General features: G+C 28.3%; 15 protein-coding genes and 2 pseudogenes. 14 read left to right on the top strand and 3 right to left on the bottom strand.

The features are described from left to right. Positions 1–145 precede the first annotated feature (145 nt). Positions 146–1,918, top strand: a complete 1,773-nt coding sequence (recQ, locus tag HPRAE_RS06125; RefSeq protein WP_014553356.1) for a DNA helicase RecQ — start codon at positions 146–148, stop codon at positions 1,916–1,918. A gap of 69 nt (positions 1,919–1,987) precedes the next feature. On the opposite strand, the gene HPRAE_RS06120 is transcribed toward recQ, so the two are convergent. Then, on the bottom strand, positions 1,988–3,004 hold the full coding sequence (locus HPRAE_RS06120) for a mechanosensitive ion channel family protein (protein WP_014553355.1): 1,017 nt from the start codon (positions 3,002–3,004) through the stop codon (positions 1,988–1,990). Positions 3,005–3,162: 158 nt separating this feature from the next. After that, positions 3,163–4,305 (bottom strand): iron-containing alcohol dehydrogenase, encoded by a 1,143-nt coding sequence (locus HPRAE_RS06115; protein ID WP_014553354.1) that lies wholly within the window; start codon positions 4,303–4,305, stop codon positions 3,163–3,165. A 313-nt stretch (positions 4,306–4,618) separates the two neighbouring features. Between HPRAE_RS06115 and HPRAE_RS06110 the strand changes: the two genes are divergently transcribed. The 10 genes and pseudogenes from HPRAE_RS06110 to HPRAE_RS06065 all read left to right on the top strand — a co-directional run bounded on the left by HPRAE_RS06110 (position 4,619) and on the right by HPRAE_RS06065 (position 13,526). Next, the gene (locus HPRAE_RS06110; protein ID WP_041606956.1) at positions 4,619–5,221 is read left to right on the top strand and encodes a HAMP domain-containing protein; all 603 of its coding nucleotides are present in this window, start codon (positions 4,619–4,621) and stop codon (positions 5,219–5,221) included. Between the two features lie 201 nt (positions 5,222–5,422). Continuing rightward, positions 5,423–6,094: an L-serine ammonia-lyase, iron-sulfur-dependent subunit beta gene (gene sdaAB, locus HPRAE_RS06105; protein ID WP_014553353.1), complete on the top strand. Its 672-nt coding sequence runs from the start codon at positions 5,423–5,425 to the stop codon at positions 6,092–6,094. A 10-nt stretch (positions 6,095–6,104) separates the two neighbouring features. Then, positions 6,105–6,986: an L-serine ammonia-lyase, iron-sulfur-dependent, subunit alpha gene (sdaAA, locus tag HPRAE_RS06100; protein ID WP_014553352.1), complete on the top strand. Its 882-nt coding sequence runs from the start codon at positions 6,105–6,107 to the stop codon at positions 6,984–6,986. A 245-nt stretch (positions 6,987–7,231) separates the two neighbouring features. Beyond that, a complete protein-coding gene (locus HPRAE_RS06095; RefSeq protein ID WP_014553351.1) occupies positions 7,232–7,744 on the top strand; it encodes a hypothetical protein in 513 nt (170 codons plus the stop codon). A gap of 137 nt (positions 7,745–7,881) precedes the next feature. Next, a complete protein-coding gene (locus HPRAE_RS06090) occupies positions 7,882–8,697 on the top strand; it encodes an alpha/beta hydrolase (RefSeq protein ID WP_014553350.1) in 816 nt (271 codons plus the stop codon). Positions 8,698–8,811: 114 nt separating this feature from the next. Beyond that, positions 8,812–9,303: a phosphatidylglycerophosphatase A family protein gene (locus tag HPRAE_RS06085; RefSeq protein WP_014553349.1), complete on the top strand. Its 492-nt coding sequence runs from the start codon at positions 8,812–8,814 to the stop codon at positions 9,301–9,303. A gap of 152 nt (positions 9,304–9,455) precedes the next feature. Further along, positions 9,456–10,412, top strand: coding sequence for a carbon-nitrogen hydrolase family protein (locus HPRAE_RS06080; protein WP_014553348.1), 957 nt, complete (start codon positions 9,456–9,458; stop codon positions 10,410–10,412). A 16-nt stretch (positions 10,413–10,428) separates the two neighbouring features. Beyond that, positions 10,429–12,147, top strand: a complete 1,719-nt coding sequence (locus HPRAE_RS06075; RefSeq protein ID WP_014553347.1) for a methyl-accepting chemotaxis protein — start codon at positions 10,429–10,431, stop codon at positions 12,145–12,147. Positions 12,148–12,819: 672 nt separating this feature from the next. Continuing rightward, positions 12,820–12,942 (top strand): annotated as a pseudogene (locus tag HPRAE_RS06070) (type I restriction-modification system subunit M N-terminal domain-containing protein); the annotation flags it as partial. A 236-nt stretch (positions 12,943–13,178) separates the two neighbouring features. Continuing rightward, positions 13,179–13,526, top strand: a complete 348-nt coding sequence (locus HPRAE_RS06065; protein ID WP_014553345.1) for a DUF6933 domain-containing protein — start codon at positions 13,179–13,181, stop codon at positions 13,524–13,526. A 54-nt stretch (positions 13,527–13,580) separates the two neighbouring features. Here HPRAE_RS06065 and HPRAE_RS11045 read toward each other — a convergent pair. Beyond that, positions 13,581–14,847: pseudogene (locus HPRAE_RS11045) on the bottom strand (IS3 family transposase). A gap of 292 nt (positions 14,848–15,139) precedes the next feature. Here HPRAE_RS11045 and HPRAE_RS11315 point away from each other — a divergent pair. The 3 genes from HPRAE_RS11315 (at position 15,140) to HPRAE_RS06045 (ending at position 18,479) form a co-directional block, all read left to right on the top strand. Continuing rightward, on the top strand, positions 15,140–15,274 hold the full coding sequence (locus tag HPRAE_RS11315) for a hypothetical protein (protein ID WP_014553344.1): 135 nt from the start codon (positions 15,140–15,142) through the stop codon (positions 15,272–15,274). Between the two features lie 1,221 nt (positions 15,275–16,495). Next, on the top strand, positions 16,496–17,482 hold the full coding sequence (locus HPRAE_RS06050) for a DNA cytosine methyltransferase (RefSeq protein WP_014553343.1): 987 nt from the start codon (positions 16,496–16,498) through the stop codon (positions 17,480–17,482). Beyond that, complete coding sequence (locus tag HPRAE_RS06045) at positions 17,475–18,479, top strand: DNA adenine methylase (RefSeq protein WP_014553342.1); 1,005 nt, start codon at positions 17,475–17,477, stop codon at positions 18,477–18,479. The genes HPRAE_RS06050 and HPRAE_RS06045 overlap by 8 nt, the downstream gene beginning before the upstream one ends. Position 18,480 lies beyond the last annotated feature (1 nt).

The following is an 18,480-nucleotide window of genomic DNA, read 5'->3' as shown; positions in this document are numbered from 1 at the left end:
AATAGATTAAGAAGTTAAGCCCAGTTATTTTTATAGCTGGGTTTAGCTGTTTTTATCTAAAAAAATATGTTATAATAATTTAAAATATTATTTGATTTCAAATTGATTAAACAAAATAAAGTAACAAAAAGAGAAAGGATTTTTTATGTGCTCAAAGATTAATCACCTTTTAGAAAAATATTATGGATTTAGTTCTTTTAGAAAAGGTCAAAAAGAAGTTATAGAAAGTATTTTAAATCAAAAAGATACAACTGTAGTTATGCCAACTGGTTCTGGTAAATCTCTCTGTTATCAATTACCATCCCTTGTATTTTCAGGCCTAACAATAGTTATTTCACCTTTAATTTCTTTAATGAAAGATCAAGTAGATGCCTTAAAAGAAATGGGGATTAAAGCAACTTATATTAATAGTTCAATTAGAGAAAAAGAATTACAAAAAAGATTAAAAAAAGCAGCTTCAGGACAATATAAGTTACTTTATATAGCTCCAGAAAGATTAAATTCTTTTAGATTTATTAAATTCCTAAAAAAGCTTAAAATAGCAATGATTGCTGTCGATGAAGCTCACTGTGTTTCTCAGTGGGGCCATGATTTTAGACCTAGTTATTTAAATATTTCTCAGGTTGTAGAACAATTAAATCCTCGACCGATTTTAACTGCTTTTACAGCAACTGCTACTCCAGCCGTTAAAAATGATATTAGTCAACAACTTAAAATGGATTCACCTAATATTTATGCCACTGGTTTTGATAGATCTAATTTAAGCTTTAAACTGAAAAAGGCAGTAGATAAAGATCAATTTTTAAAAGACTATTTAGAAGTTAATTCTAAAGAATCTGGTATAATTTATGCAGCCACTAGAAAAGAAGTAAATAGAATTTATAAATTACTTGCTAATTTAGATTATCAAATTGCTCCATATCACGCTGGTCTAAGTGAAGAGGAGAGGACTTTGGCTCAAGAAGATTTTATCTATGATAAAATTAAACTTGTAGTTGCTACAAATGCTTTTGGAATGGGAATTGATAAATCAAACGTTCGCTTTGTTATTCACTATAATATGCCTAAAAATATGGAATCATATTACCAAGAAGCTGGACGTGCTGGTAGAGATGGTGAGCCAGCTGATTGTGTTTTACTTTATTCACCTGGAGATAAACATATTCAAAAATTTCTAATTGAACAGGTAGCATCAACAGCCAAAAGAAAAGAAGAACATTTAAATAAATTACAGCAGATGGTAGATTATTGTCATACAAGTCAATGTTTACGCTCATATATTCTAAATTATTTTGGTGACAATCAAGCTAAAAAAAGCTGTGATAATTGTACTAATTGTAATGATCAGCGGGATTTAGCTGATATTACAGTCGAAGCTCAAAAAATATTATCTTGTGTATATAGATTAGAACAAAGATGGGGAATTACCGTTACAGCAAAAGTACTTGCTGGCTCAAAAAGTCAAAAAATTTTAGAATCAAATTTTGATTCACTCTCAACTTATAATATTATGCCTGATTATACAATTAAAGAAATTAAAAATTTAATTAACTTATTAATTGCAGATAACTATCTTAGTCAATCAGGGGCTAAATATCCTCTCTTAAAATTAAATAAAAAATCATATAAAATTTTAAATGGTGAACTTAAAGTTGCAAAAAGAATAGAAAAAGGTCAAGAAAAAGTAAGTGAAGATAGTGAACTCTTTTTAGTCCTAAAAGATTTACGCCAAAAAATTGCTCAAAAAGAAGAAGTACCACCTTATATTATTTTTCACGATAGTACTCTAAAAGATATGTGTAGAATTTCACCTCAAACCAAAACTGAAATGTTAACAGTTAGTGGGGTAGGAGAAGTGAAATTTGATCGTTATGGCCAAGATTTTTTGGATAAAATAATAAAAGAAAATAAGCTTTAAAATAACTATTAGCACCTTATTAGATAGTTGAAATCATCTACTAAGGTGCTTATTATGTATTCTAAATATTTATTGATTTTCTGGGAATTCAATTCTAGTTTTGGGTAAACTTTCTGGATAATTTTTTTGAATAAATTTAATTAATTTTTCACGCAAATACACTCTTAATTCCCAAGCAGTTGGTGAATCTTCTGCACTAACTAAAATTCTGAGTTCCATTGTTTTGGGACTAGCATCTGTAACCTGTACAACTTTAACTTTACCATCCCACAGAGTATTTTCAGACAGTAAGTGATCTAATTCCTCTCTAATTGCATCTACAGAGATTGTATAATCAGTATATAAAAAAACTGTTCCTAAAATAAAAGACGATTTTCTGGTCCAATTTTGAAAGATATTATCAATAAAATAAGTAGTAGGTACTACTAATCTTCTGCGATCCCAGACTTTAACAACTACATAAGTTAAATTTATCTCTTCAATCCAGCCCCATTCACCATTTACAATTACAACATCTTGAACTCTAATTGGTTGGGCAATAGCTAATTGAATACCCGCAATTATAGAAGCAATAATTTTTTGAGCTGAAAAACCAATTATAATACTTGCTACTCCAGCTGAAGCAAAAAGACTGATTCCAATTTTTTTGATTGAATCAAAAGTCATTAAAGCAGCTGCAATTGCAATAAAAATAATTAAAACTTTAAATACTCTTTCTAAAATTCTATATTGAGTATGAATTTTGCGAGCCTTTAAATTATTACTAGCATCTATTCTGTGAGTATCATCAAGATAAAGCCTGATTAAATGCATTAAGCGAATAATAAACCAGCTGCTCAGAAAAATAAGGCTAATCCTCAAAAAATGATTTAAAATATTTAAGAGATGATTAGTCTGTTCTAAATAATAAAAAGGGATTAAAAGAGCAGAATTGAGCATCAAAAGTAATAGAGGTATTTTGAGATTTTCACGAATCTGTTTATATCTTCTTTCACTTAAATCTTTTAAAATAAATCTGGTTGAATAAAGTAGGATAAAATAAATAATTGTAAAAATAATTAGAGAAATCAAAAAATCTAAGTACATAATATTTGCCTCACTCTCACTAATATTAACTAAAAATTTAATCTTAGTTTTATTAAAAATATTGTAACATATTAGCTTTTAAAATCAACTTTAAAATAGAAAAACCCCTACTAACTTTGCTTAAAATTAGTAGGGGGTAGTAATTATTTTTTTAATTATTATTCACCATAAAATGCATTTTTATAGATTGTTTTCATATCTTTTACTGTGGGTTCTTTAGGATTAGTTAAAGTACAAGGATCTTGGTGAGCATTTTCAGACATTCTATCTAAAATAGCTTCAAATTCGTCAGCATTATATTCAGCATTTTCAATTTCAGCAAAAGAAGCTGGAATATCTAAACTTTGATTTAATTCACGAATCGAATCAGCTAAGCTTTTAATACCTAGATTTTTTTCTATAGTTTTGAATTTAGCTTCTGCTGCTTGATAGTTAAATTCTATTACATAAGGTAATAAGATTGCATTAGCCAAACCGTGAGTAATATAGAATTCCCCACCAATTTTATGGGCTAAACTATGGATAATTCCTAAAGAAGAATTAGAGAAGGCCATTCCGGCAATTGTAGATGCATTATGCATTTTTTCTCTAGCTTCCATATCATCACCATCTTTATAAGCACGTGGTAAATATTCAAAAACCATTTCTATTGCTTTTAAAGCTAAAGCATCTGTATAATCACTAGCATTAGTAGAAGTAAATGATTCAACTGCATGAGCTAAAACATCCATTCCTGTATTAGCAGTAATTTGAGGTGGCATTGTAGCTGGAATTTGAGGATCAATAATTGCTGCATCAGGTACTATTTCGGGAGATACAATTGGGTATTTAATTTTCTTTTTAGTATCTGTAATTACAGAAAAAGCTGTAATTTCCGAAGCAGTTCCACTAGTAGAAGGAATCGCTATAAATTTAGCTTTATTCCTTAATTTAGGCATTGAACCAACTTCAATAATATCTTCAAATTCTAAGTCTGGATGTTCATAAAAAGCCCACATTATTTTAGCAGCATCCATAGTTGAACCACCACCAAGAGCAACTACTAAGTCAGGTTCAAATTCTAACATATCTTTTTTACCTCTTAATACTGTTTTAACAGAGGGGTTAGCCTCAACATCATCAATTACAATTGTTTCTATATTAGCTTCAGCAAATTTCGCTTTAGTTTTTGCTAAAAAGCCTAAATCTTCCATAACACCTTCATCAGTTACAATAGCTGCCTTTTTAGCATCTAAAGTCGATAAATAATCTAAGGCACCTTCTTCAAAATGAATTTCTCTGGGAATTAAAAATGATTTCATTAGTAAACATCTCCTTATAGTGTTATTTAGTTTCTTTTTAATTATGAGTGTTTTACTCAACATAAATAATTTTATCATAACAGATTTCAATGTCAAGCTATTTGTGTAATTTTTCACTAAAAATTTTATTAATCAAGTTTAATTATAATAATAACTCTATTTTATAAAATAGAGTTAAAGTTTAGATAATAAAACAAATTGGATAGCAAGTACAGAAAAGAGTGATCCTTATGAGATAGATAATAATTTACTGGTAAGATTAAAAACTGGAGAAATAATAATTGAAAATAGAGGAGATCATAATCTACTTTTAATGCCATTTAAAGATTATAAAGGAGAAATAAGTGGTTATTTTAAAGCTGTTTTTAATCGCAGTCAGATTGTAAATAAGTTGAATATTTTAGCAAGAAATGTTGTGATTTTTGCTGTAATTGGAATTATTTTAACTTGTTTTATTGTCTTTTTAGTGGCAAAGAAAATTTTTAATCCTTTAGAAAAGTTTGAATCTATGTTTGCTGCCCTAGCTTTAGGTAATCTAAATGTTTATTATCCTATTAAAACAGTTAATTGTTCAGAAATTATTGATTGTAAAGAAGATTGTCCTGATTTTGCTCATAATAATGTAACCTGTTGGTTTGATGTAGGTTCTTATGCTCCAGAGTTTGGCAAAGAAGTTCACTGTCCTAAAATTAAAACTGAAGAATATGATGATTGTACTGAATGCGAAGTTTATAAACAAGTAAATAAAAATGAAATAGAAAAATTAGGAGCAAACGAAAGAGCAGAAGAAGTTGCAGCTTCCAGTGAAGAACAGGCAGCCTCTACTAAAATAATAGTTGAATCAGCAGAACAATTAGTAACAATAGTTATTAAATTAAATAAAATTATTTCTAACTTTAATTTTGATCAAGATTAATAATTTTTAGAGATTATATCTCTTATCAATCTCTGTACTTTTATTGAAAATAGTGCAGAGATTAATAAAATTGCTTAACCTATTAATGGAAAAGATATCTAAGCTTGACAATTGATAATTGATTATTTACAATATAATTGTAATAATTAAATATTTTTTTGAAGAAATTGTTTGAAAATTTTAACTTCAGGTGGTGTTTAAATGAATAATTTGAGTGCTTTTGATATTATTGGTCCAGTAATGATTGGACCATCTAGTTCTCATACTGCAGGTGCTGTTAGAATTGGCAATTTGGCTAAAGAAATTGTTGATAATCAACTTAAAGAAGTAAAAATTTATTTTCATGGGTCTTTTAAAGAAACTTATCAAGGTCATGGAACAGATAAAGCTATTATTGGAGGTTTACTTGGCCTAAAAACTGATGATAGTAAAATTAAAGAATCATTTAAGCTAGCAAAAGCAGAAGGTTTTAGTTTTGAATTTTTTCCAGCTGATTTAGATGATGTCCACCCAAATACGATGAAATTAGAAATTATTGATCAAGATGAAATCGAAACTACAATAGTTGCTTCTTCGATTGGAGGAGGAAATATTATTGTAAGTGAGCTCAATGGAACAGAAGTTAAATTAAAAGGAGAATATTATACTTTAATTACTTTTCATAGTGATAAGCCAGGTTTAATTGCTAAAATTTCTGAAATTTTACAAATCTATAATTTAAATATTGCTGAAATGGAAGTTTTAAGAAAAGAAAAAGGAAGCCAAGCTACAGCAATTATTAATTTAGATCAAAAAGTAGAAAAACATATTTTAAAATTATTAAGTGATATACCTGGAATTAATAATATAAAATTAGTTAAACCACTAGTTTAGGAGGCTAAAAATGGAAGATTTTAAAACAATAGCAGAATTAATTGCAATAGCGGAAAAAAATAGTAGTTCTTTAGCTCAAGTTGTTATTAATAGAGAAAAAGCATTAACTGACAAAAGTGAAAAAGAAATAAGAAATAAGATGGCAGAAAGTTTAAAAGTAATGCGTCAATCAATTAAAAAAGGCCTAACTGAAGATATTAGTTCTATGAGTGGTTTAACTGGAGGAGATGCTCAAAAAGTAGAAAAGGCAAGAAAAGCAGGTAAATCGATTGCTGGTGATCTTTTTTCCAAAATAATTGCTAATACTTTGGCTGTATCTGAATTAAATGCTGCTATGGGAAAAATTGTTGCTTGTCCAACTGCTGGTTCTTGTGGGATTTTACCAGGGAGTTTAACAACAATTGCAGCTGAGCATGACTGTAGTGAAAAACAAATTATAGATGCTTTATTTGTAGCATCTGGTTTTGGAATTGTAATTGCCAAACAAGCCTCAGTTTCTGGAGCTGCAGGTGGTTGTCAGGCTGAATGTGGTTCTGCTTCTAGTATGACTGCTGCTGCTATTACATATTTGCTAGGCGGAACTAAAGCTCAAGTTGCATCAGCTGCTGCTATAGCACTTAAAAATTTATTAGGCTTAGTTTGTGATCCAGTTGCAGGTTTAGTTGAGGTTCCCTGTATTAAAAGAAATACTATTGGCAGTAGTAATGCTCTGACAGCTGCCGAAATGGCCTTAGCTGGAGTAGAAAGTGTAATTCCAGTTGATGAGGTTATAGTAGCAATGAAAAAAATTGGTGATGCTCTTCCTTCTTCTTTAAAAGAAACTTCTCAAGCTGGACTAGCAGCTACTCCTACTGCAAATAAGATAAAAGAAGATTTATTAAAAAATTTATAATAAAAATAAATTTGAGTTAAATAATCAATTTTAAAACTAAATTTAATTGATTAAAATAATATTTTTTAATTTTATTAAAAAGTTGATTATTCTGTCAAAAGAAGGTATAATTAATATTAAGTTGATTATTTATAATTTTAGCAAATTTTATGTTTAGCTGTAGGAGTGGGAAATAATGAGCAACTGTGAAATTAGTTAAGTTAAATTAAAATCTGTGCTAAAGCACAGGAAAGGATTTGGTGATTATGATTTCCTTAAATAGTGCTAGGAGTTTAGTTAGAGAAGTAAAAGGTGAAGATTTATCTTTATTGTATACAGATCTTACTCTTAGAGATTGGGCTAGAAGGGGTATTATCTCTCATATGCAAGTTGAAGCTGGAAAGGCTATGTATCCAGATATTGTAACAGTAGAAATTTTAACTGCTATTAATTTAAAAGCAGACTATAAACTTTCAGAAATTGCTGAAGCTAGAAAATGCTTGGAACTTGAGGGTGGTCATCCAAATCAAATAACAGAAGCAGAGTTAATCCGTTTTGTTAACTGCAGTAAATTATTTAATGATAAAAAATTAGTAACTAAATTAACAGTTCCTAAAATAGATTCCTTAGAGAAAATAAAAGAGTTAATTGATGATTTATTAGCAGAAAAAAAACATTTAGAAATAGTGGGTTCCTACTTAAAGGAATTTCTGAAAGCTGAACAGCAGCTAAAAGAAGTTAAAGCTAAAAGAAAAGAAGCTCAACCTATAAGTATTTGACCAATATAATATATTGGTCTTTTTTTGCTTTAATTTAAAATAAATAAATTTAAAGCTAATTTCTAATTTTTTAAAGGAATTATCATTAAAATAGATAATATTATTAATAGGGTATTATAAAATAGGGAGGTTATAAAATGAATTATAGTCAATATTTAAAGACTTTTGATGCTCAAAAAATATTTTTAAACAAAGATTTAGTTAAGGCCCCTAAAGCTATTATTATAATTGTACATGGTCTTGATGAACATCAGGGAAGATATGATTATCTAACAGGTTGTTTAAATCAAGCAGATTTTTCTGTTTATAGATTTGATAATAGAGGTCATGGTAGATCAGATGGTGCTCAAACATATATAGATGATTTTAATACTTTTTTAGAAGATACTAAAAGTGTTTATGATTTAGCAGCAGAAGAAAATCCTGAACTGCCAATTTTTATGTTAGGTCATAGTATGGGTGGTTTTATTAGTGCAGCTTTTGGAGTTAAATACCCAGATAAATTAGAAGGGCAAATCTTAACTGGAGCAGCAACAAATGAGATAGAAGCTTTTGCAGAATTAAAAGAATTAAGTCTTGCAGAAAATCCAGATATGAAATTACCAAATGAACTTGGAAATTTAGTTTCTAAATCAGATTATGTTGTAGATGCTTATGAAAAAGATCCTTATGTTTCAGAATTTACTACTTTAAAGTTAATGAAAGTACTTCTAGAAGAAGGTATTCCTTGGTTAGTAGATAATTTAGCTAATTATAAATATCCAGTTCTTATTTTACATGGAGCAGATGATCAAATTGTTGACCCAGAATGTTCAGAAAAATTATATAATTTAATTGCTTCTGAAGATAAAGAAAAAAAGATCTATCCTGGGCTTTATCATGAGATTTTAAATTCAGCTGAAAAAGGAGAAATCATTAGAAAAATTATTGACTGGATTGAAGCTAGAATATAGTTTAAATTAAATAGAAATTATCATTAAAAAGGCTCTTCTTAAAAGAAGGGCTTATTTTTCTTAGCACAATGATTTTTAATTTTAGTAAAACAAATAATAAAAAGAGGTGTTTGAATGAGAGAACCAATGTCAGAGTTGTATCAAAAATCAATTGAAATTTTAAAAGAAAGAGGAGTAGAAGTTGAAGCGATAGCTGAGTTAGTAAAAGCACTCCAAAAACCATATAATCCTAATATTAGTTTAGAAATTTGTTTGGAAAATGTTGAAGCTGTTTTGCAAAAAAGAGAGGTTGCTCATGCAATATTAACGGGAGTTGCCTTAGATCAATTAGCTGAAAAAAAGGAATTACCAGAACCCTTACAAAGTATTATTGCAAGAGATGAAGGACTTTATGGAATTGATGAAATAATACCTTTATCAATAGTTAATTTGTACGGTACTATTGGTTTAACTAGTTATGGCTTTTTAGATAAAAAGAAGTTTGGGATTATTAAAGACTTAGACACTAAAAAAAATGGTAAAGTAAATACTTTTTTAGATGATTTAGTAGCAGGAATTGCTTCTGCAGCAGCTAGTCGTTATGCTCATGGAGATGGAACTGAATAATTTAATATTACTTTAATTAAGATAGTAAAAAAATTAGAAATATTAAAAATTAAATAAAACTAAAATTTTAAATAGCCATTTTATCTCCAGCCAATATATAATCTGGATGGAGATTTTTTGGAAGTTTGAGATAAATAAAAGGAGGATAAAAAATGGAAAATTATAATCAAAAAAAGGCGAAAGTTGCTGTTGTTCAGGCAGCACCAGTGATTATGGATCAAGCAAAAACGATTACTAAATTAGAATCTTTAGCAATTAAAGCAGCTGAAGCAGGAGCAGAAATTGTTGTTTTCCCAGAAGCTTTTATCCCAGCTTATCCGCGGGGCTTAAGTTTTAAAACAAAAGTTGGTAGCCGCTCCAAAGAGGGAAAAGAAGATTGGTTTAGATACTGGGAAAACTCTGTTCAGGTACCTGGAAAAACAACTGCCAGATTAGCAAATTTGGCTAAAGAAAATAATATTTATTTAGTTGTTGGGGTTATAGAAAAAGAAGTAGGAGCTAAAAGAACTCTATATTGTACAGTTTTATATTTTACTCCAGAAGGAAAGTTAGCTGGCAAACATCAAAAATTGAAACCAACTGGTTCTGAAAGATATATCTGGGGAGAAGGAGATGGAAGTACTTTAACTGCTATCGAAACTCCTTATGGTAAGCTTGGTGGTTTAATCTGTTGGGAAAACTATATGCCTTTAGCTAGAGCAGCCATTTATGCTAAAGGGGTTAAGATTTATGTTGCTCCAACTGCTGATTCCAGAGAAGAATGGCAGTCAACAATGCGCCATATTGCTTTAGAGGGCAGATGCTTTGTTTTAGCCTGTAATCAATTTGTAACCAAGGCTATGTACCCCAGTGATTTAGCCTGTTATGATGAACTAGAAACTGAGCCAGATTTAATGTGCCGAGGAGGAAGTGCAATTATTGCTCCAACTGGAGAATACATAGCAGGACCTGTTTATGATCAAGAAGAGATTTTATATGCTGATTTGGATTTGAGTTTAATTACTAAAAGCAGTTTTGATTTTGATGTTAATGGACATTATTCAAGGCCAGATGTTTTTCAATTAATAGTCAATGAAAAAGAACAAAAAAATGTAAAGTGGCAAAAATAAATTGGAGTGGTAGCCAATGAAAATAATAAAAAAATTAACTTTAAAAACTGAATTATATTTCGTTTTTGCTTTTATTATCCTAATTTTAGTTGGCTTGGGAGCAGGCGGTCTTTATGCTATTAATCAAGTTCATTTTGAAAACCAAAAATCGATTTCTAAATGGAAAAATATTAATTTTATTTCAGAAAAAGAAAATGAGCATCTAGTTTGGGTCCACGAATTAAATAAGGCAATAAATTCAAATAGTCAATTTGAAGGAGAATTAGATTATACTAATTGTTCTTTTAGAGAGACTTATTTTAAAATAATTAATTCTGATGAATTTACTAAAATGCCTGCTCAAATTCAAAAAGTTTTAAAAGATATTGAAAAACCTCATAAAAATTTGCATGATTCTGCTGCCAAAATTAATGCAACTTTAGAACAAAAAACTTTTTCTTCAGAAGCTAAAGCACTCAAAATATTTAAAAATGAGACAATGACAAGCTTAAATCAGCTGCAGAGTCTTTTTAATGAATATAAGAGTTATTTAGAAAATCAAGCAGTAGCAAATGTTGATCAAGTAGGAACTAATGTGGAAAAAATGAGAAATTATATAATTACAGCTTTAGCTTTAATTTTAATTTTAATCTCCTTATTTGTCTACTTTTTTACCAGAAGAATAAATAAGTCCTTAGCTAAAACTATTAATTTAGCTGATAATATTGCTGCTGGTAATTTGCAAGTTAATAATTTAGAATTAAAAAGAGATGATGAAATTGCAAAATTAGCCAAAGCTTTAAATAAAATGAAAAATAATATTAAGTTTATGATTTCAGATATTGATAAAATTGCTAATAATCTATTTGATTCAAGTGGGAAATTATCGACTTCAAGCCAAGAAGTAACTGAAAGATCTAAAAAAGTTGGTGCTTCTATTGCAGAAGTTGCTGCTGGTTCAGAAAAACAGTCAACTCAAGTTAAAAGAGCAAATAAAAGTATTAAAGAATTAGATCAAGAAATAAATGAAGTAGAAAATAATTCTCAAGCAATGGATGCTCAAGCTAATCAAGCGATCGATAATATTGCTGAAGGTAATGAAAATATTAATAAATCAATTGATAAAATTAAAAGTGTAAAAGATAATTCACATCAAACTGCTCAAGATGTAAATAATTTAGGTGAACTATCAAATAAAATTGGAGATATTGTAGAACTAATCAATAAAATAGCCGAACAAACTAATTTATTAGCTTTAAATGCTGCTATAGAAGCTGCTAGAGCCGGAGAAGCTGGGCGAGGTTTTAGTGTTGTTGCAGATGAAATTAGAGAATTGGCAGAAGAATCAGCTACTGCTACTGATCAGATTAATAATTTAATTAAAAGAATCCAAAAAAGTGTAAATAATGCTGTTGGTAAAATGAAAGCTAATGAAGAAGTAGTTGATGCTAGTGTTGAAGTTATTGTAGGTACGGGTAAATCTTTTGCTAAGATCAAAGAAGCTACTTTAAAATTAAGTAATTTGATCGAAAATATAAGTTCTAAAACAAGCAAAATTAGTCAAAATAGTAAAGCAGTTAAATTAACAATTGAAGAAATTGCAGCTGTAAGTAAGACATCTGTTACTAAATCAGATGAGGTTGCTCAAACAAGTACTGAACAAATTAATTCTACTCAAGAAATTGTTAAAGGAACAGATAATTTGGCTGAAATGGCTGCTAAATTGAAAAAAGCTATAAACCAATTTAGTTTATAAATTGTGATTTTTGGCTAAAAATTTTAAATAATTTAGCTCTTAAAAAATTATATTTACTACCAAAAGAAGCTTTTCTTTACTCTGAAAAGTTTCTTTTTTTGTCTTTTTCTAGCTAATATTAGTTAAATTTTTTGTTCTAAAAACACTAATATTTTAAAAATTGCGATATTTCGAGTTGCAGGCTTAAATTAAAAATGCTATACTAGCAACAAATTGATATTTTTTGCTAATTTTAATCAAAATAAGATAAAAATACTAATTTAAAAAAAGTTTAAAAATAAGATTTAAAAAAGAATTTTAATCCAATTTAATTACAAGCCTAAGTTTTTTGCTTTGCTCTTTTTGCAAAATAAAAAAATTTGATTTTAAAAATCATAATCCTTGTTTTGACAGTCATTTCAATACTATACCTGATGGCATCTAGATGGGATAATTAATGGGATGCCCAATTCTCTAGAACTAGAACTAGCTCTAGAACTAGCTCTAGAACCAACTCAAGCTCTAGAACAAGAACTAAAAAAAAGACCGTTTTGATTAAGACTTATTTTTTAGCCTTCAGAGTAAAAAAATTAATAACAGGATATTTTTTAGAGATTAATAATATTTTTAATTAGTAAATAAAAATTAATTTTAAGCTTTAAATTATTTAAGGAAAAAGAAAGGTGATAGAAAATGTCAACAGCAACAGTAGGTTTTGAAGAAGATTTATGGAAGTCATCAGATAAATTAAGAAATAACATGGATCCAGCTGAATATAAACATGTAGTTTTAGGTTTAATATTTTTAAAATATATTATGGGTTTAAATTTTTTGTACTATTTTGTTTAATTTGGTAGTTTAGAAAAAGTTATTTATAGTATATTAAAAAATATGAAGGGCTGATTTTATAAATAGATTATTTAAAAGAAATATAAAACGATAGCCGAACACTTTATTATCAGCTTCCTTAAAGTATATCTCAAAACTATAGTAGAAAGGATTAATCAATATGCTAATTCAGGCAACAAATTAAATTAAGAGATGAATTAAATTTGGAAGAACTTGATCAAAAAGAAAGACCGGCTTTATTTTCCTGGCATGCTAATTTTTTTAGATTAAACCGCCGTAAAACAGTTGTCTTAGTTAATGATGCTACTGATTATACAGTGATTCTGTATGGAATGAAAAAAAATGATTTTAATAATTTTCAGGAGCGAGTAAAAGCAGGGATAAGAAGGGCTTTTGAGCGAGAGGGAATTAAAGCAAGTTTAATTAAAAAATATTTAAGTCAATTTGAAGATTTTTATTATCAGAAAACACAAGATAGAAGTCATATAGCGAGAATAAATAATTCCTGTAAATTTGCTAAAAGATTTGCTAATATCGGTTCAACCCCCTAAATATGGAGAATATGTTTGTTAAGCTCGTTCATTCTTAGTTTCTCATTTTTCTATTCAAGCTAATACTGGTTCAGCAACTATTTTTTCTGCTTTAGCCAGTTTATAAAATTTTGCTGGCGGCATATCATTAAGACTGCCATGACGGTATCTGTTATTATAATAATTCATATATTCGCTGACTTTTTTGTAAGCATCTATAAAGCTGCTGAATTCATTGATTGAGTAACAATCTTTTTCTAAAACTGAATGAAATGACTCTATATGAGCATTCATATTAGGAGTTCTAACTGGGATTCTCTGGTGTTCCAATCCCAAGCTTTCACAGGTGTCTCCAAATAATTTAGAGACAAATTGTGGTCCGTTATCTGTTCTAATCTTAGGCAAATTCATGCCTTTATACATCTTTCTTTTATTTAAAGCAGCCTTTAATACTCTGCAGGTATCTTTAGCTTTACAGCTTAATCCCAGGTGATAATCAATAACTGTTTTATCAAAGACATCAATTACTGACATCTGGAAAAAGAATTGGTCTGTTCCATCTATGTAGCCGTATTTTAGGTCCATCTGCCAGAGCTGATTTGGATCTGTGATTTCTTCCTGTTTGGCAATCTTTTTAGGGCGAATCTTTTTGATTTTTCTTTGCGGCCTTAATATGTCTAATTCTTTGCATAATCTATATACTTTTTCTTGTTGATTTTCAATTTATAGTCTTCTTTTAAGCAGACTGTAAGCTTTCTGTAACCATAAGGAAAGCCATCACCTGCTATTAGTTCCAAAAGCCATTCTTTAATCTGCTCATCAGATATTTTTTCACCTGATTCAGTTAGGGAATAGCCTGGTATAGGTCTTCCTTTAGGATTATTGGAATTGCTGCTGTTAGTGCTTTCACTTTTGGTTTCTCTATTTATATTACTGTAATAAGTGGAAGAATTAAGCCCAACAAAGTCTAAAACAATAGAGGTATTATATCCTTTATTTATCCACTTTGATGCAATCTGAACTTTGAGGGCTATCGGGGGTTTACATTATCTCGTAACTCCCTTAATATTGCCAGTTCTAGTTCCTTTTCTGCTACAATTTTTTTGAGCTTATCATTTTCATCGCTCATTTTATCAAGTCTATTTTCGATCTCTTTCATTTTCTTTTTTTCATCTTTAGGAAGAGATCTAACTGATCCAGTTTCTTTAGCTTTTTTAACCCAGCTATAGACAGTATGTTTAGAAATATTATGTCGTCTTGCTACAAGAGCTGTGTTGCCAATTTCGCGACATTCTTTTACAATTTGTTCTTTAGTTTCATCGGAATATTTTCTTTTTGCCATTGGTGGTTCCCCCTTGTAATTAGAGTATATCACTTTTAAACTTTTTCTCCAATTCTGTTAGGGGGCTATATAGAAAGCTTGTCCACGATTAGAGAGGCTAGCTGAATATTTTTACATATAAATCAACAAATTAACTGAAAAAAGCATCAAAACCTTTAAGGTTTATAGCCATTTCTAAAAAAAGAAAATAGTAAGCACTACGAAATTATTGGCTCATTTGATTATATAGTAATATAATGATAAAATAAAAATAATAAAATGAAGACAAATATTAATAAAAGGGGGGGTTATAATGAGTATTAAAGTATCTTTAAATGCTAAAATTGATAAGAAATTACATAAAAAACTAAAAATTAATTTATTAAAAGACGATTTAACATATAAAGATTGGCTAATTAAGCAGATAAACGAGTATATAGAAGAATAACCTCCTAAAATATAAACTAATATTATGAAAAAAGATTTTAAAGATTTATTGGCGAATTAGTTTTATATAATGCTTGAATCAAATCGACAATTATTGAAGATGATATGGAGATCATAGTAAAAATTTTAGAATATGCAGGATGATTTTTAAGCTAAGAAAAAAAGAGGTAGAAAAATCACTGAAAGAGATTTGCTCAGAAAAATAGAAAATACCATAAAATATTACCATTTTTAATATAGAGTAGGAAAAGATAATAATCAGGAAGGCATCTGTGAAAATCAAATAATATTTAAAAAGACCTCTAGAATTAAGCAAAATATATTAGGTTGTATGAGAATATATTCGGTTACTTTAGAGGTTTAAAATATTTAAAGGTATAAAATTTTTGGAAATATAAAGTTACATCTAAAGAGAATTAAGTACAATATCAGTAAATCAATGTTTTAGAATGCTTGATTCAATAAATAATAAGCCTGATCTTCCAGTAATAGTTTTTAAAATTGGTAAAAGGGTAAATTTAAACTATGTAAATTCTTATGCTAGGTATAAAGAAAATCAAGTAGATTTAAATAGACTATTTAGACCTAGTCAATATAAAAAAAGAAGTTATGGATGAATTTCCTTAATTGTATGAAAGATTGATTATTCAATTAGATAAAGAAGTGGGAAATAAAGAGAGTTTTATATGATTTTTGTTTATAAAATAGAATGCAGATGTAAAAGCTGGACTCAATTACTTTTACCTAAGGTATATGACTATGTATGGATTTTGACACTTTTACGATTTGTAGAACACTGAGTTGAAGTACATAATAAACTCAGGAGGTATTCAAATAGGAAAACAAATAATTTTTATTGAATAATTCAAAAGAAATGCTGTTGAGTAGAATTTTTACTCAAATAAAACTGTTAAATAATTTGCTAAAGATCTAGATATTACTTATAATAATATTATTCGCTATTTTAGAGAATATAGAAACAAAGCAAAATGTGCTTTCCTTAGTAATGGAAAGCAGAAATTAACAGTTGATTAACAAAAAATAAAGAATTGAAGAAACTAAATTAGAACGTGATATATATAATAGTAAAAGCTTCCAAAAAAGAAAAAAGAGATAAATTAATATAAATTATTTTTAAAATAATATTTATCTACTTAAAGGGTAACTTTTGCAACTAAATTTGTTACATAAATAATAATATCAAAAAGGAGAAAGATAATAAATGTTGAATTATATAGATTTATTTTCAGGAGCAGGAGGAATGTCTTGTGGATTTGAAAAAGCAGGTTTTGAAAATATCTTTTCATTAGAATTTAACCCAGAATTTGCTGAGACATATAAAAAGAACTTTCCTAAAAATAATTTAATAGTTAAAGATATAGCAGATATATCTGAACCAGAAGTAAAAAAAATAATAGGTGAAACAGATGTAGATGTAATAGTAGGAGGACCACCTTGTCAGGGATTCAGTTTAGCAGGTAGAATAGGAAGAACATTTATAGAAGATGATAGAAACTATTTATTCAATGAATTTGTTCGAATTGTTTCTATAGTTAAACCTGAAATGTTTATATTAGAGAATGTTGCTAGGATGGCAAGACATAATAACGGCAACACAATTATTGAAATCATAAATGAATTCAAAAAAATAGATTATGATGTTAAGTATGAGGTATTACAAACATCTGATTATGGAATTCCTCAACGAAGAAAACGAATTATTATAGTTGGTACGAAAGACTATACATTTGAATTTCCTAAAAAAAATAATTCTGTTATAACAGTTAAGGATGCAATAGATGATTTACCAACATTAAAAAGTGCAGAAGAATCAAATATACCAAATCATAATGCTATGAATCATTCAGATCAAATGTTAGAGAAAATGTCTTATATAAAAGATGGTGGAGATAGATATGATATACCTGAAAAATTACGTCCTGAGACTGGAGATGCAAGGAAATATATCCGTTATAATAGTAAGGAACCATCACCTACAGTAACAGGGGATATGAGAAAGATATTTCATTATAGCCAAAATAGGGCATTAACTCAAAGAGAGTTGGCAAGACTCCAAACTTTTCCTGATGATTTTATATTTGTTGGAAACAGTACAAAAATACAACAAGAAATTGGTAATGCAGTTCCTCCAAAATTAGCTTATAAATTAGCTTTAAAAGTAAAGGAGAGTTTGAATATAAATGTCTAAAAATGAATTCCCTAAAGTAAATTATATAGGTAACAAGAGAAAAATAGTTGAGTGGATAGGATCAAATATTCCTGTATCAGAAGGTACTATATTTGACTTATTTGCTGGTGGATCTTCCGTTTCATATTATCTGAAAAGTCAAGGTTACAGAGTAATAACAAATGAAGCTTTATATGCCTCTTTTGTTATCAATAAAGCTCTAATAGAAAATAAAGAAACTAAACTTGAATATGATAAAATCAAAGAAATTAAAAATAATAATATAGATAAAAATTTAAGAGAAAGTTTAGATTGGTTAGAAAGCAATTTGTTTTATGCTGATGAAGTAGATGAGTTATCAAAATTTGTAAAATATTCATATGAGCTAGAGAATTATGAAAAATATTTATTCAGGTCATTAATAAGAAGATCTATGATTAGAAAGTTACCTTATTCTAGAATGAATGTAAATTGGAAAAATATAACTAAACTAAGAGACGAGGAATATTCTTATCGAAAATATGGAAGGCGAAGAGCTTATCATAATGAGAGTTTTGAATATCATATTCTAGATAATCTTGATGAGTATAATAACGCTGTTTTTGATAATGGCAAAGAAAACAAATCTTTTCAAATGGATTTTATAGATGCATTAGATTCAATAGAGTCTGTTGATGTATTATATTTAGATCCTCCATATCCAGGTACAATGAATCAATATGAAAATTTTTATGGTAGCTTTGATAAAATTTTTGATAAAAAAATTGAAATAACAAAGCTTAGAAAAAAAGAAAACTTTTTAAATAATATAGAGATTATATTAGAAAAATCTCAAAAAAAATGTGATTTTATTTTGATGAGTTTAAATTCTAGAACAAAACCAACATATAAAAAGATTATGAATTTAATGTCTGAATATGGTAATGTTAAATTAGAAAGTAGAAAACACACTTATCAATTAAGTGGTAAAAAGAAAAAGAATTCTAATGTTGAATTATTAATTATATTAGAATTCTAAT

Origin of the sequence: Halanaerobium praevalens DSM 2228 (assembly GCF_000165465.1) — a bacterium.
GTDB classification, from domain to species: Bacteria; Bacillota; Halanaerobiia; order Halanaerobiales; family Halanaerobiaceae; genus Halanaerobium; species Halanaerobium praevalens.
The sequence above is the reverse complement of the archived record's forward strand: the minus strand, read 5'-3'. Positions and strand labels throughout refer to the sequence as shown.